Origin of the sequence: Paenibacillus sp., from assembly GCF_035645195.1 — a bacterium.
Taxonomy (GTDB): Bacteria; Bacillota; Bacilli; order Paenibacillales; family YIM-B00363; genus Paenibacillus_AE.
Map to the genome: position 1 here is coordinate 117,935 of NZ_DASQNA010000007.1, position 14,804 is coordinate 132,738.

General features: G+C 63.6%; 12 protein-coding genes. 3 read left to right on the forward strand and 9 right to left on the reverse strand.

The genetic code is table 11. The features are described 5' to 3' along the window. The first annotated feature begins 5 nt into the window (after nucleotides 1–5). Nucleotides 6–1,058, forward strand: coding sequence for an S-methyl-5-thioribose-1-phosphate isomerase (mtnA, locus tag VE009_RS01665; protein WP_325005648.1), 1,053 nt, complete (start codon nucleotides 6–8; stop codon nucleotides 1,056–1,058). Between the two features lie 68 nt (nucleotides 1,059–1,126). On the opposite strand, the gene pstA is transcribed toward mtnA, so the two are convergent. From pstA to VE009_RS01700, 7 genes are all read right to left on the reverse strand, one after another. After that, entirely contained in the window at nucleotides 1,127–2,008 is an 882-nt protein-coding gene (pstA, locus tag VE009_RS01670) for a phosphate ABC transporter permease PstA (protein ID WP_325005649.1), read from the reverse strand. After that, the gene (gene pstC / locus VE009_RS01675) at nucleotides 2,001–2,960 is read right to left on the reverse strand and encodes a phosphate ABC transporter permease subunit PstC (RefSeq protein WP_325005650.1); all 960 of its coding nucleotides are present in this window, start codon (nucleotides 2,958–2,960) and stop codon (nucleotides 2,001–2,003) included. The genes pstA and pstC overlap by 8 nt, the downstream gene beginning before the upstream one ends. 112 nt (nucleotides 2,961–3,072) lie before the next feature. Then, complete coding sequence (locus VE009_RS01680; protein WP_325005651.1) at nucleotides 3,073–3,924, reverse strand: phosphate ABC transporter substrate-binding protein; 852 nt, start codon at nucleotides 3,922–3,924, stop codon at nucleotides 3,073–3,075. A 40-nt stretch (nucleotides 3,925–3,964) separates the two neighbouring features. Then, the gene (locus VE009_RS01685) at nucleotides 3,965–5,071 is read right to left on the reverse strand and encodes a hypothetical protein (RefSeq protein WP_325005652.1); all 1,107 of its coding nucleotides are present in this window, start codon (nucleotides 5,069–5,071) and stop codon (nucleotides 3,965–3,967) included. Between the two features lie 344 nt (nucleotides 5,072–5,415). Further along, nucleotides 5,416–5,718 carry a YunC family protein gene (locus VE009_RS01690; RefSeq protein WP_325005653.1) on the reverse strand — a complete coding sequence of 101 codons (303 nt, stop codon included), beginning with the start codon at nucleotides 5,716–5,718 and terminating at the stop codon, nucleotides 5,416–5,418. Between the two features lie 142 nt (nucleotides 5,719–5,860). Beyond that, nucleotides 5,861–7,747: a putative bifunctional diguanylate cyclase/phosphodiesterase gene (locus tag VE009_RS01695; protein WP_325005654.1), complete on the reverse strand. Its 1,887-nt coding sequence runs from the start codon at nucleotides 7,745–7,747 to the stop codon at nucleotides 5,861–5,863. Between the two features lie 136 nt (nucleotides 7,748–7,883). Then, a complete protein-coding gene (locus VE009_RS01700; RefSeq protein ID WP_325005655.1) occupies nucleotides 7,884–8,264 on the reverse strand; it encodes a DUF423 domain-containing protein in 381 nt (126 codons plus the stop codon). Nucleotides 8,265–8,377: 113 nt separating this feature from the next. On the opposite strand from VE009_RS01700, the gene VE009_RS01705 reads away from it, so the two are divergent. Then, the gene (locus tag VE009_RS01705; protein ID WP_325005656.1) at nucleotides 8,378–8,734 is read left to right on the forward strand and encodes a DUF6142 family protein; all 357 of its coding nucleotides are present in this window, start codon (nucleotides 8,378–8,380) and stop codon (nucleotides 8,732–8,734) included. A gap of 191 nt (nucleotides 8,735–8,925) precedes the next feature. After that, nucleotides 8,926–10,593, forward strand: a complete 1,668-nt coding sequence (locus VE009_RS01710) for a stalk domain-containing protein (RefSeq protein ID WP_325005657.1) — start codon at nucleotides 8,926–8,928, stop codon at nucleotides 10,591–10,593. A 108-nt stretch (nucleotides 10,594–10,701) separates the two neighbouring features. Here the strand turns inward: VE009_RS01710 and VE009_RS01715 are convergent, their stop codons facing one another. Both VE009_RS01715 and VE009_RS01720 read right to left on the reverse strand, forming a co-directional pair. Next, nucleotides 10,702–12,969 (reverse strand): glycoside hydrolase family 88/105 protein, encoded by a 2,268-nt coding sequence (locus VE009_RS01715; protein WP_325005658.1) that lies wholly within the window; start codon nucleotides 12,967–12,969, stop codon nucleotides 10,702–10,704. Next, complete coding sequence (locus tag VE009_RS01720; protein ID WP_325005659.1) at nucleotides 12,966–14,804, reverse strand: hypothetical protein; 1,839 nt, start codon at nucleotides 14,802–14,804, stop codon at nucleotides 12,966–12,968. Before VE009_RS01720 ends, VE009_RS01715 begins: the two co-directional genes overlap by 4 nt.

The following is a 14,804-nucleotide window of genomic DNA, read 5'->3' on the forward strand; positions in this document are numbered from 1 at the left end:
CCGACATGAACGAAGGCTGGCTTCAATCCGTTCGCTGGAACGCGGACCATCTCGAACTGCTCGACCAACGGCTGCTCCCGGAGGAGGTTGTTTACCTTGACCTGACGACCTCCAAGGACGTATGGGACGCGATCAAAGAATTGAAAGTGCGCGGCGCGCCGGCCATCGGCATCGCGGCCGCGTACGGGCTGTACCTCGGCGTCCGCGGCGTTGAAGGCGGCGTCCCGGAGCTGCTCGCCGCGGTGAAGCGCGAGCGCGATTATCTCGCGACGAGCCGCCCGACGGCCGTCAATTTGTTCTGGGCGCTCGACCGGCTCGTTCGCAAAGCTTCGGAGCTCTCGGAAGCCGGCGCGGACGCCGCGGCGATCAAGGAAGGGCTCCTGCGCGAAGCGGTCGTCATCCAGTCGGAGGACGAGGAGACGAACCGCCGGATCGGGGAGCACGCGCTCTCGCTGCTGCAGGACGGCTTCGGCGTCCTGACGCACTGCAACGCCGGCGGTCTCGCCACGGCCCGCTACGGCACCGCGACGGCGCCGATGTACCTCGCGAAAGAGAAGGGCTGGAACCTGAAGGTGTTCGCGGACGAGACGCGTCCGGTGCTGCAGGGCGCGCGCCTGACCGCGTTCGAGCTGATGCGCGCCGGCGTCGACGTGACGCTCATCACCGACAACATGGCCGCCATGGTCATGTCCAAGGGCTGGATCCAAGCCGTCATCGTCGGCACCGACCGCGTCGCCGCCAACGGCGACGTCGCCAACAAGATCGGCACGTACGGGGTGGCGGTGCTCGCCAAAGCGCATAACATCCCGTTCTACGTCGCTTGTCCGATGTCGACGATCGATCTCGACACGCCGACGGGCGCCGACATTCCGATCGAGGAGCGGCACGAGGACGAAGTGACGATCGGCTTCGGCAAGCGGACCGCGCCGGTCGGCGTGAAAGTGTACAACCCGGCGTTCGACGTGACGCCGGCGGAATACGTGACGGCGATCATTACGGAGAAGGGCATTGTCCAAGCGCCGTATGAAGAAAACCTCCGCAAATTGTTCGAGCAGTAAGCTCATAGCACGCAAAGGCGACCCGCCGTCGATTCGACGCGGGTCGCCTTTTTGGTTCGCTCGTATGTTTACCGTCCTCTGCGGCGCTCCGCGATCAACAGCGGCACCCGGAACAGCAGGTTGATGAGCAGCACGACGAACACGAGCACGGCCGCCGACTTCTCCGCGATTTGCTTCGCGTCCTCGACGATCGCCTCCGATTGGATGTACCACAAGTGGACGGAGAGCGTCGCGCCCGGCGAAAACAAATTGAAGTCCCACATGGCGCCCGACGTGCTGACGCCCGCCGTCAGGATGATGACCGCCGACTCTCCGTAAGCCCGTCCGGCCGTCAGACACATGCCCGTGACGATGCCGTTCATGGCGACGGGAATGACCGCGCCCAGAATCGTCTGAAACTTGTTCGCGCCGAGCGCGTACGAAGCCATACGTATCTCGGCCGGGACGCTGCGGATCGCCTCCTCCGTCGTCCGCACGAGCACGGGCAGGTTCAGGAAGGCGAGAGACACCGCGCCGCCCAAAATCGTCAGCCCGATGCCGAAATACTCGACGAACAAGGCGAGACCGACGAGGCCGAAGACGATCGACGGAACGGACGCGAGACCTTCCACGCACGTGCGCACCATCGACGTGAAGCGGTTGTCCGGCGCGAACTCCGCCAAATAAATGCCGGCGCCGAGGCCGATCGGAATCGAAAAGACGAGCGACAGGATGAGCACGTAGAACGAGTTGAACAGCACCGGTCCGATGCCGCCGCCCGCCATGATTTCGTCCGGGATCGTCACAAGGAACTCCCAAGTGACGGCCGGCAGCCCCTTGCGCAAAATCGTGAACAGCAGCCAGAAGATGAGCAGCACCGTCAGCAGGCCGACCGTCCACAGGACGGCCGTCGAACATTTGTCTACGAGCCGCGATACGCGGTTCGCGCGGAGCGCTACGGATTTACTCATGCGCCATGTCTCCTTTCCGCTGCAGCAAACGGATGATCAAGATGAGCAGCAGGGAGATGGCGAGCAGGAGGAACGCCATCAGGTACAGGGAGTAGCTCCACGTCGAATCGAACGGCACGTTGAGCACTTGGCCGACGATCGTCGTCGTCAGCACCGACGTCGGATACAAGAGACCCTCCGGCAGCTGCGCGGCGTTGCCGATGACCATGACGACCGCCATCGTCTCGCCGATCGCGCGCGCCATGCCGAGGATCACGGCGGCGATAATGCCCCGCTTCGCCGCGGGAAGGACGACGCGGGCGATGACCTGGAACCGCGTCGAGCCGAGCGCGTACGCGGCGTCGCGGTATTTCCGCGGCACGGAGCTGATCGCGTCGTCGCTGATGCGGCTGATCGTCGGAAGAATCATGAACGTCAGGACGATGGCCGCCGCGAGCAAGCCGTCGCCGAGCCCCGACCCCGACCATTCCCGCAGCAGCGGGATAAGCACCGTCAAGCCGATGTACCCGTACACGACGGAGGGGATGCCGACGAGCAAATCCATCACGGGGCGCAGGAAGCCGCGCAGCCAGTTCGGCGCGATTTCCGCGAGAAACACCGCGATGCAAATCGACAGCGGCGTCGCCATAAGCAGCGTCAGCGCCGTCAGCGCGAACGTGCCGATGATGAATACGGCGGCGCCGTATTGGCCGTTCTCGGGCGCCCAATCGAGCGAGAAGAAAAATTCCGCGACTCCCGCCTCTTGGAACGTCAGCAGGCCGGTCCGCCCGACGAAGACGATGACGCCGAACAGCACGAGGCAGACGAACGCCGCGCTCGCGAGACAAAACCACCGGAACATCCGGTTCGCAAGGCGCATGCGAACCCAGCGGTCGAACCGCCACGGGCCGCCGTTCGTCGCGACGAGGCCCCGGGGAGCGGAGGGAGCCGCCAATTCTGTGCGATGATCCATACTTTCATCCTCCACAAGGATCGATAAGAAAACGGTAAAAACCCAACCCGCTACGTCCATCTGCTGACCGACGTAACGGGCTGGGCCGGGGATTCGTATCCGTCGCGACCGCTTATTTCATTGCGGAGATCGGGATAAACTTCAGCTTTTTCAGCGAGCCGTTCTGGAACTTCGCGCTCTGAACGTACTTGATGAATTCCTTCGTCGCGCCCGTCGGCTGGCCGTCCGTCATGTAATAGCCGTAGCCCCAAACTTTGTATTTGCCGTTGATGACGTTGTCTACCGTCGCTTCGACGCCGTCGATGCTGACCGCTTTAATGTCGCCTTTCACGTACACGAGGTCGACGTAGCCGATCGCGTTTTTGTTCGAGCCGACGCTCGTCGTCATTTCGCCGCTCGAGCCCGTTTCTTTGTAGTTGCTGCCCTTCGACATGAATTCCACGCCTTGCAGCGCCTTGTCTTGGAAGTTGACGCGCGTGCCGGAACCGAACTTCCGGTTGACGACGACGATCTCCGCATTGCTGCCGCCGACGTCTTTCCAGTTCGTGATTTTGCCGGAGAAGATGTCCTGCAGCTGCTTCGTCGTCAAGTCTTTCACCGGATTGTCCTTGTGCACGATCGCGGCGAACGGAATGACGGCGACTTTGTGCGCGACTTGACCTTCGAACTTCTTAAAGCCCGGGACGTCGACCGACGCGTCCCAGTCGCAAGCGCCGATGTCGGCGATGCCTTTGCGCACGCCTTGCGGGCCCGTGATCGAGCCTGCGCCGGACGCCGAAATTTTCACCTTCGGGTGCAGCGCTTTGAATTCCTTCGCGGCTTGCAGCGTCAGCGGCAGCAGCGCCGTCGAGCCGTTGATGACGATACTTCCGGACAGCTTGCTTTGCGCGGCCGAAGCGAGCGATACGTTGACCAGCAGCGCGATCGCGGCCAGCATCAAAAATGCGATGCGAAATTTCTTCATGGTTCCGACTTCTCCTTTATCTTACGATTGGTGGAATCTCTTAAAATACCGGGACGAGCGCGCCGTCGCGCACGAACTGGAGCGTTTCCTGCTCGCCGTCCAGCGTCGTCGCGATGACGCTGCCGTTCGGCGAAACGACGATGTCGAGCACGACCGCGTCGGTGGACAGCAGGACGTTCTTCTTGTTCGAAGCGATCTCCACTTGGTACAGCACCGTTTTGCCGCTTTGCGTCGTGCCGAGCACGTAAGCGAAGCCGCCGGCGGTTTCGACCTGCTGCACGTCGAGGAACGAAAGCATCGTTTTCGCGCTGTTGTTGAACAAGTTTACCTTCTTCAACCGGGAAGACGAGGCTTCGCTCTGCGTGTCGCTGCTGACGAATACAGCGTAGTCCGTGCCGAAGAAGTTCAACGACGTTTTGTTCGCTTCGTCTTGGACCGCGACGTACGGACCCGGTTTCGCCATGCCTTTGTTAAAGAAATGAATCTGCGTGTCCGCGGCGGAGACGTCGATTTCGAGCGCATCGGCTTCGACCGGCTTGCTGCTGTCGACCGTCGTTTTGCCGACTTTCTCGACCGCGTAGACGAAGCGCTTGCCGTCTTCGCTCACGCGAAGGTCCATCTTGTTTTCCACTTTGTCGTCGATGATTTTGGCGATCTTCTTCGTTTCGAGATCCAGCTCGGAGACGATCGCCGCCTTGCTGCCCTCGATGTAATACAGCTTTTTGCCGTCGCTCGAAAATTGGAGCTCGAACTTCTCGGCTTCGTTCGTGCTGATCGCCTCTTGCGTCTTCTCGGCAAGATTGACGAGGTACACATGGCCGACGTCCGACGCGTAAGCGCCCCATTTGCCGTCCGGCGATACCGCGAGACCGGAGACGCCCTCGATGATCGGTTCCGCCTTGCTCGTAGCGGCGTTCACCAGGTAGTCCGTCGCCTCGGTTTCCCCGAAGACGGTCACGAGGAAGCTGGAGTCCGAAATCCAGCGCGGGCTCGTGGCGCCTGCCAGCTCCGAAGCGGATACGGCCGCGATCTTTACGCTGCCGGCGGCCGATACAACCGGGGAAGCAGGAGCGGCTGCCGCCATCGAGCCTGCGGCTAATGCGGAAATCAGTAGTGCGGAGGTTGAAACTTGGAGGATGCGTTTCATGCACCGTTCACCTTTCCCTTTGGGATATGGATTGTTCCTATCTAAAGAGAAAGTATAGGGCGGATGTGTTATACGAAGATTAAGCGGCGAGCGGAGAAGAGGGGGTTTGATGTAAATATTATGTAAATGCTTTATGCATTCGAATTCGGGAGGCTTGTCCAAAACCGCAGCATATGATGGAGCGAGTTCGCCGCATCGATGCAGGAATATGCATGTTTATTCGGAAAATTTGAATATCATTGTTATCGGATTGTAAAATTTAACTAATTAATTTACAAATAATACATATTTTCTTCGCGGAAAAGGTGCGCCGACGCAGCATTTCTCCCGCCGGCGCCGCTCGTTCACATCATTTTCAGCAGCGCGTCCGACCCTTTCATTCCGACCGTCACGCCGAGCCGCTCCGCTTCGATCGTCACCGATTCGAGCGGCGCCGCCAGCAGCTCCTCGAGCGTTTTGACGCCGACCGCCCGTCCCGCGACGATGCCTCGGTCCTTCAGCTTCTCGTTCAGCAGCGCGACATCCAGCGCGCCGCACATGATATATCCTTTCTCCGTCGAGACGACGACGAGCGTCGTTTTCGGCAGTTTCACCTCGATTCCGATCAACGTATGTTCACCGACGTGCAAGGGCGTCATTCGCATCATCGCCATCGCCTCCCATAAATCGACTTTGCTTTATCCTATGGCGCGATTCGATTTCGGGTGACGCTCGGGCGCGAATCGGGCGCCGGCGCGCGAACGCAAAACAACCGACGGACATCTCCGTCGGTTGTGGGATCCCGGCGCTTCAGGCCGGCTTTCCGTCTCTCGTTTCCTCCTCCGCTCGGCGCGCCGCCCAGCTGCGGAGCCGTTCCCGCATTTGATCGGGGGAGAGGGGCGGGCTGTACAAATAGCCCTGCATTTCGTCGCAGCCGTATGTACGCAAGTAAGCGAGCTGCTCCTCGGTTTCGACGCCTTCCGCGATGACGGTTTGATTCAAGTGATGCGCCATCGTGATGATCGTCCGCACGATCGCCGCGTCGTTCGGATCGTCCATAATGTCGCGGACGAACGACCGGTCGATCTTCAGCTTGTCCACGGGGAAGTTTTTCAAATAATTCAGCGAGCTGTAACCCGTGCCGAAATCGTCGATCGACACGCGCAGGCCGAGCTCCTTCAGCCGCATCAGCGCGGCCGTCGCGAATTCGACGTCCATCGTCATGCTCTCGGTGATTTCCAGATCGAGGTACGACGGATCCAAATCGGTTTCGGTCAGAATGGAGGAGACGCGCTCGATCAAATTCGGCTGAAGGAATTGCCGCACGGACAAGTTGACGGAGACCGGAATCGCCGGAAGCCCTTCCCGCTGCCACGCGCGGTTTTGCCGGCACGCCTCGCGGATGACCCACTCGCTCATCGGCACGATCAGGCCGGTCTCCTCCGCGATCGGAATGAAATCCCCGGGGGAGACGAGACCGCGCTCCGGATGGAGCCAGCGGATCAGCGCTTCCGTGCCGACGATTTCGCCTGTGTAAATGTTATATTGCGGCTGGTACACGAGCCGGAATTCGCCCTCTTGAATCGCTTTGCGAAGATCGTTCTCGAGGGTGAATTTCAGCAAATACAGCTCGTCCATTTCCGGCGTGAACACCTCGAAGCTGCTTTTCCCTTTTTCCTTCGCTTTGGAGAGCGCCACGCCCGCATTTTTGAGCAGCGCCGTCTCTTCCGTACCCGTGCTTCCCGCCGCGATGCCCATGCTCGTCGTAATATGCAAGGTATACTCCTGAATGGAGAACGGCTCTTCCAGCTCCTGATTGATGCGGCTCGCCAGCTCGGTCGGCGGGATCGAGCCTTCGACGTCCCGGAACAGAATGCCGAATTCGTCCCCTTCCATGCGGGCGGCGATCCCGAAGTCGGATACGCTCCGGTGAAGCCGATCCGCCAACTGCAGCAGTAGCATGTCCCCGATGTCTTGACCGAGCGAGCCGTTGACCACCTTAAAGCGATCCACGTTCAGCAGCGCGACGTAAATCCGCGTCCGCTCTCCGGCCGACAGCAAATATTCCGCCACCAAATCGCGGAACAGCCGCCGGTTCGGCAGGCCGGTCAAGTCGTCGTAATACGCCATGTGCTTGATCCGCTCTTCGGTTTGCCGTTTCTTCGTAATATCCTCGTAGATCGCGATAATGCCCGTAACGTGCTCCTGCTCGTCCTTCACCGGCAGCGTCGTCACCTGAATGTCGGCGGGGTACCCGCTCTGCAGCAAGATGACCGAGTGGAACGTCTGCACCCGACCCTCCAGCGTTTGGCGGAACCGATCCATCGTCTCGTTCAGATGATTGACGTGGATGAACTCGGTGAACGATTTGCCCAAGATATCCTCGGACCGGTACCCGGTTATGCTGCGCGACGCCGGATTCGTCCGGACGAACGCTCCCGTACGATCCAGCAGCGTGATGGCGACCGGGATCGAATCGAACAGCGAGGTGAACACTTCGTCTTTGCGCTGCAGCTTCCGCACCGTCGAATGCTCGGCGGCCGCCACTGCCTTATACCGCTTAATCAAAAACAGCGCTTGCGCGGCCATGCCGGCCGCCGATACGCCGGCGAACGCCCAATCGGCGCCCGCAACGTCGCCGAACGCCAGCCATCCCAAGAAAACAGCGAACTGAACCGCAAGTACGATCAACGGCAAAAATGGATTGAAACTTCGAGGCATTTGCATGGTTGAGGTCCTTTCGCGTGAGCTGGTTCGGATGGCGTACGGACCGCGTACGGCGGCAACGAGTCCGCCCACCCGCATAGCTGTTTCAAACGATGTATAGCCGTTGCTATTGCCTCTTGCCCGGACGGACGGCCGATATCGCCAGCAGCGCCCACCCCGCCAAAAACGCGAGTCCCCCGAGCGGCGTAATCGCCCCGAGCCACGTCATGCCCGTCACGCTCAACACATAGAGGCTGCCCGAGAACAGTACCGTCCCCGCCGCGAACAGCCGGCCCGTCCAAGACGTCAGCGACGGACGGCCGAACCGGTCGCCCAGCAGCCCGACGGCCAGCATGCCCAGCGCGTGCATCATATGATATTCGACCCCGGTTTGGTACGTCGCCGCGAAGCGCTCCGACAGCTGAAGACCGTGCGCGCCGAACGCGCCGATCGCGACGCACAAGAAAGCGCTGACGGCTCCGGCCGCCACCCACGTTCGATTCGACAACGAAATTCGCCCTTTCCGATTTTGTTAGCCTTTGGTTAAAATGATAATGCATCGCATGAAAAAAGGAAACTATTTTCAATTTCTGCCATTACTGGAGGAGGTACAAGCCTGTTATGGAAACCACCCACTCGCGCGCAGGCATAGCCTCGTTCCTTCTCGCCGCCGTCTCCGTCGTCGGGTTGATCGCCGCGTTCGCCTTCGCGGCTTCGATGGCGCCGCTGCTGGCCGCGGATCCGGAGGCGCACCTGGGAAGGATGCTGGCCGCCGTCGGCTTGATGTGCTTGTTCGTCGTAACGGCGCTCGTCGGCGGCGTGCTCGGAATCGTCGGCCTCTTCCAAAAGCAGCGCTCGCGGCTGTTCTCGATATTGGGGCTGTCCATTAACGCGCTGCTCGTCGCCGCCGTCATGGCGCTGCTGCTGTTCGGCATGATCAGCGCCCCGGCGCTGCCCGGCACGTTCGACGCCCCGTAACGCCGGCGGCGCGAAGAAGGTCCGTCAGCCGGTACAACGGCTGCGGACGGACCTTCGTTCTTTCGTGCGAACCGCGCTTCGGCGGTGCGCAAAGCCGCGGACGAAGGGTTGGTGTGAAGGGGCTTTTCGTGCGCGCCGGATTCCGCTATGATGGGTGTTCAACATGTAGATTTACAGCAGGAGGAACATCCATGAAGCTAAACGCAACGCAACGCAACGTTTGGAAGCACCTTTTCTTCGTACTCGCCCTCGTTTTGCTTTTCTCCGTCGTCCCTCCCGGCGCGTCCGCGGCCTGGGAAGCCCCGCAGCTGCCCTACAAGAGCGTCGGGTACGCCTCCGACGAACTGAAGGCCTATTTCAACGAAGACGGCTCGATCACGATCGAGGGCCGGACGGACCGCGGCGAGCGGCACGTGGACGTCACGTTCTGGTATACATACGCTTACGAAGAAACCGGCGATCCGTTCGGCTCCGACGTCTCCGCGCAGGCGGACATCCGGCCGGACGGCACGTTCGCGATCCGCAGCGGACCGCTCCATCCGGACTACCCGTCCTACAACGTCTCCTTCGCGTACGGCGACGGGTATTATTATCACGAGCCGTTCACGCTGTCCCGGCGCGCCGTCGATCAGCCGAAACTGATCGAGCGCAAAACGAAAACGTCGATCAAGGACGCTTACGCCGCGCTGGCGCCGACGATGTTCGACGATCCATTCGTCGAGCCGTTCCGGGCGAAGCCGCCGTACCGGTCCGGGAAGCTGTCGCCTGCGTTCCTGAACGACGGACTCAACATGGTGAAATTCGTCCGTTACGTCGCCGGCCTCCCGACCGACGTCCGGCTGAACGCGGACGACGTGAGCACCGCCCAGCACAAAGCGGTGCTGCTCGAGGCGGCTTACGATTACGCCGACCCGCACAACCCGCCCAAGCCCGCGGACATGCCCGACTCGTTCTTCGAGGCGGCCGATTCGGGCAGGGAGACGCTCGCCTTCTCGACGTTCACCGTCAGCGCGGCGGTCGAGGATTTCATGAACGATTGGGGCGACAACAACCGCGAGCGGGTCGGCCACCGGGACTCGTTCCTCATTCCGTCGCTGTCCGGCGTCGGCTTCGGGTATACGCCCGATTATTCGGTGACGCATTTCTCTTCCTCGGGGGAAGCGCCCGCCGTCGAGTACGATTACATCGCGTGGCCGGCCGTCGGCTATTTCCCGGTCGAGTACATACCGGCCGAGATGTGGTCGATCCACCCGGATATGACCAAATACAATTTCGACGATCTGAGCCAGATCCGCTTGACCGTCACGAACCGGACGACCGGCGAAACCCAAACGTTCGCGAACCCGAACGCGCGGCCGGACCGCGACTTCTTCGTCGGGTCGGTCGTCACGTTCGAGCCGGACGACATCCGCCGCGACGAAGGCGACGTGATCGAAATCGCGCTGCAGGGCATTAAGGACGCCGCCGGCCGCGAGACGGAAATCCGTTACGCGACGAAGCTGTTCAGCCTGTATGAGTTCACTGTCATGTATAACGGCAAGGAGCTCGACTTCTCGGCGCCGCCGCGCATCGAAGGCGGAACGACGCTCGTGCCGATGCGCGCGCTGTTCGAAGCGCTCGGCGCCAGCGTTCAATGGGATCCCGCCGCGCGGACCATCGCCGCGTCGAGCGGCGGCACGCAGATCGTCCTGCGGCTCGGCGACGCCGCCGCCCGCGTGAACGGCCGGACGATCCGGCTCGGCGCCGCCCCGACGGTCGACGCCGGCACGACGTTCGTGCCGCTCCGGTTCGTCGGCGAAGCGCTCGGCGCCAAGGTCGACGCCGACATGGAGCGCCGTTTGATCACTATCGAGAAATAAACGCGAAGAGCCGTTCCGGCCGGCGCCCTGCGCCTCCGAGACGGCTCTTCTTCTCCATATGCAAGAGGCCGTCCAGCGATAGGACGGCCTCTTGTACTGGGGCGTTCCTTACGCCTGCGCGCCGGCGGCGGCCCGATGCGGCTGGGCCAGCGCGGCCTTCAGCAGGCCGATTTCGACGCCGGCCAGCATCATGATGCCGATGCCGTGGTTGTCGTTCACGACGGTGCGCAGATCGTACATGTAATAGTCCGGCGAGAACGAGTAGCGCGACCCGCTGCACACGCCGTGCACGTTGCCCTGCCGGTCGATCGCCCCGCCGGTCAGCCCACGCCAGCCTCGGAACGCGGCGGCCGCGTATCGCTCCGGCTCCGGCAGCCAGCCGAACCGGACGCCGCGCGCGAAGGCGTACACGAACATCGCCGTGCAGGACGCCTCCTCGTACGCCTCCGGCTGATTGAGCACCTGGCGCCACAAGCCGCTCTCCGCCTGCAGCGCGGCCACGCCCTCGCAGTGCGCCAGGAACAGCTCGAGCAGCGCGGGGCGGTCCGGATGCTCCTCCGGCAGCTTCTCGAGCAGCTCGGAGAGCGAGAACAGGCACCAGCCGTTGCCGCGTCCCCACGGCACGCGCGTCGCCTTGCCGTATTTGAAATCGAACACGTGCGACATGACGCGCTCGTCCTCCATGAACAGGTAGCGGCGGTACAACAAAAACTGCCGCGCCGCTTCGTCCAGCGCCTCGCGCCGGCCCGTTGCTTCCGCGTACCGGATCAAGAACGGGGCGCTCATGTACAGATCGTCCGCCCACATCGTGTCGGCGGAATATTCGCCCGGGCACAGCCGGTAGAACGCCCCGTCCTCGCGGCGCTCCAGCCGGCGGAGGATGAAATCGGCGATCGTATCGGCGATGGCGAGGTACCGCTCATGACCCGTCTGCAAATAGGCTTCCAGCATGGCGGAGCCGAACGAGCCGCAGTTGTCCAGCATCTTGATCAGGACGAGCTGGTGATTGACGGACGGGAAGCCGTAAGTATCGCGGTCCCACAGCGCGTACTCGTATAGATCCGTGCAACTGCGGATGTGGCCGAGCGCGTAAGCCGCGAGATCGTCCCGGTTCAACGCCCGGGCGGTCCGCAGCAGGCCGTACATCGTTACGCCGAGCGGGTAATCCCAGCGCGCGTAGTTGGTGGCGGTGCCCGTCGTCCATTTGTTGCTCAGCATGGCGTTCTCGTAATAGGGTCTTACCATGAGACCCGGACCGTCCAGCCGCCAATAGGTCGACCCGGCCGAGCGGCCCGCAGCGTCGACCGCCGGAAACAGGACGTCCGTCCGGCATACCGCGTCCGGGTCCGGCTCGCCGGCGGCCGCAGGCAGCGGCCCCGCATACAGCCACGGGCCGCTCGCGCCGTGGACGGGCAGCGGCAGCTCGAGCGGCAGCGGCCGGCCCCCGGCGTGCGCGTGCAGCTCGAACCCCCACCCGTCGGACCCGCTCGCGCTGCAGACGAACAGCCGGCGGGTTCCGGGGGCGACGAGCGCCTGCACGCGGAACGGGCCGGGAGCGCCGAGCTCGACCGCCTTCGCGTCGTCCAGCCAAATCGTCGTGGCCCCAAGCGCGCGGCCCTCGAGGACGATCGTCTCCGCCCCTGCGGGAACGGCGACGGCGCTCCAGCCGTACGCCGCGGCCGGCGCGGCGGGCCGGCCGAACACGCGCCCCAGGTTCGGCAGCTCCGCCTCCTGCGCCGTCCAGCGCATCCGCGGCAACCAGGCGAGTCCCGTCGCCTCCTCCGGCCCCCGGCAATCCGGGAACCCGAAGTCCGCGCCGAACCGCCGGCGGTCCGAGGCGGACGAATACGCCCACCCCGCGCTCCCCTCCCGCTCCGCGAACGGGGCGAGCACGTGGAGAATGCGCACCTTCGCCTCGTCCGCCCCGAAGCGGCAGCCGAAGCCCGCCGGCGTCTTGCGGCACTCGATCAAGATCGCGTTCCAGCCCCGCCGGAACGACAGCGGCACGACGATGCGCGCATCCGGCTTCATCTCCTCCGCCGCCGACGAGCGGTACAATTCGGCGTCGTTCATGTACAGCCGCGTCGGGCCGAGCGGCTCCATCAAGGCGTCGATCGACCGTTCGTCGTCGCTCCACACGAGGCCGCATACGTAGGCATAGGCGCCGTCCGCCGCCTCGGGCAGCTTCGCCGACAAATCCATGTCGTACAAGCCCTCCCTCGTCTGCAGCACGCCCGACGAGGCGAACGCCCGCAGCGCGAACGGGACGGGCGGGTTCGCGCCCGCGTAGCGTCCGGACAGCGCCTCCAAGACGCGCCGCTCGTCGTCGCCGTACCAATACCGCGCGCTTTCGCGCGGCTCCAAATACCCGCTCATGCGCGTTCCCCCTCTTTCCCCGAACCGGCGCCGGCGCCGACGTCGGCGCCCTCACCGGGTTCCGCGCCAGCACCCGCGCCGACGGCCGCGCCCGCGGCGCCCGACAGCGTAATGCGGAACGTCCGGTCGTACGGCGTCAGCAGGTTCACGAGCAGCGTCCGGCTCTTCGGCGAATAACTGATGCTATTGAGCGCGACGGCCCGGTGATCGTGCGCGCCGCCGTCCAGCTCGATCCAGTCGCCGCCGACGGACATGCGCGCCGCGCCGCGCTTCCAGAACCAGAGGCCTTCCGCCGCCGGCTCCACCCCTTCGCCCGCGAGCTCGCCTTCCGCGCCGAACACGAACGACACCTGCGTCAGCAGCAGCTCGGGCTGCGAGCACCGAATGCGCACGTCCCAGCCGTCGCCGCGCTCGGTGAGCACCGCCTCGACCTCGTGGCGCTGCTCATGCGTCAGCTCCCGCTTCTGATGCGGCAGCGAATACCAAGGGCTGACGGGACCCGCGGCGCTCTCCGGCAAATCCCGCTCCGCGACGGGGCCGTAGTACCCTTTGCGTTCCACCGCCGACAGCCGATAACCGCCGCCCTCGATCCGCTCGAGCCGCTGCATCTTCACGAAGCCGGGCTCGAAGGCGGACGCGACTTGCACGGCCAGCAGCCGCGCGGCGCCGTGCCGCAGCGCGAACAGCGAAGGCGACTCCGTAATGACGGTCGCGCTCGTAACGCCGCTGCGGTGCCGCGCCACCGGCGCGCCGAAGTCGGGATGCAGCCGGCTGTGATAGATGCGCCCCCCGTGCCCGGCCGCCTCCATCCCGGCCAAATACGTCTCCCGGTCGAAGCCCTCGTTCAGGACGACCCGATACTGATCCGGCAGCGCGCAAGGCGTCACCGCGCCGTCCCGCAGCTGCGGGTACCGCAGCAGCCCGAGCATCGCTTGGTTCGGAAGAAACCCCGGCTGCTTCAGCGACGCCGCGGCAAGCTCCGCGATTCCCGCGAACAGCGGCTCCCGATCGCGCTCCGCCATCAGCTTCGCCGGCAAAAAATACGAGCTCATGTCGAAGGCGCCGCCGTAATCCTGCCGTCCGGAGTAATCCGTAACGACGTCGCCGTTCGGATGGATCAAATACGCCATCATCCGCAAATTCCGCCGCACCGGCTCGAGCAGCTCCGGCCGGTCGAACAGCTCCGCGGCGTAATACAGCATGATGTCGCTCACGGCGTTGTAGATGCCGTTGCTCCGCTCGGTCCACTCCCCGTCCTCCGTGCAGTCCATCCCTTCCGCGAGCCACTGCTCCGCCCGCTCTTTCAGCTCGGACATGCCGGTGAGCTTATACAGAAAACCGATCGCCGCGGTCAACACCCACCGGTGGTTCGGCGTATGGCAGCCGCCGGTCAGCAGCGCCGGGATCGTCCGCTCGAGAAACAGCCGGATCGCCCCGACCGCCCGCTCCAGCGGCTCCCAATCCTGCGCCGCGAGCAGGTCGTACACCTGCGCGAGACCGCCGACGACGAACGCGGTGTCCGGCGGCGAATGCATATTCGTCCACGGCGGCGAAATCGTCCCGTCCTCGTGCTGGAAGCGCAGCATGAACGCCGCGGCGAGCTCCAGCCTCGAAAGCAGCGCCGGATCGCGATAATAACGGGAATCCGGGCACGCCAGCGCGGACGCCCATACCGCCATCACCATCGGCGTCCCGCCGTGGCTCGGCCAAGCGAGGCCGTTCGCCGGATCGGCGACGCCGCCGTAGAAGCGGCTGTCCGGATCCAGCATCTGCTGCCGCATGCCGTCCTGCGCCCACTCGTCGTTCAGGGCGACGAGCTTGTCGTATACGCTCAC

Excerpts from the sequence above, each read along its gene's own strand:
- VE009_RS01710 (WP_325005657.1), top strand. The coding sequence starts at position 8,926 with ATGAAGCTAAACGCAACGCAACGCAACGTTTGGAAGCACCTTTTCTTC.
- VE009_RS01705 (WP_325005656.1), top strand. The coding sequence starts at position 8,378 with ATGGAAACCACCCACTCGCGCGCAGGCATAGCCTCGTTCCTTCTCGCC.
- VE009_RS01685 (WP_325005652.1), bottom strand. The coding sequence starts at position 5,071 with ATGAAACGCATCCTCCAAGTTTCAACCTCCGCACTACTGATTTCCGCA.
- VE009_RS01690 (WP_325005653.1), bottom strand. The coding sequence starts at position 5,718 with ATGATGCGAATGACGCCCTTGCACGTCGGTGAACATACGTTGATCGGA.
- VE009_RS01715 (WP_325005658.1), bottom strand. The coding sequence starts at position 12,969 with ATGAGCGGGTATTTGGAGCCGCGCGAAAGCGCGCGGTATTGGTACGGC.
- mtnA (WP_325005648.1), top strand. The coding sequence starts at position 6 with ATGAACGAAGGCTGGCTTCAATCCGTTCGCTGGAACGCGGACCATCTC.
- pstC (WP_325005650.1), bottom strand. The coding sequence starts at position 2,960 with ATGGATCATCGCACAGAATTGGCGGCTCCCTCCGCTCCCCGGGGCCTC.
- VE009_RS01680 (WP_325005651.1), bottom strand. The coding sequence starts at position 3,924 with ATGAAGAAATTTCGCATCGCATTTTTGATGCTGGCCGCGATCGCGCTG.
- pstA (WP_325005649.1), bottom strand. The coding sequence starts at position 2,008 with ATGAGTAAATCCGTAGCGCTCCGCGCGAACCGCGTATCGCGGCTCGTA.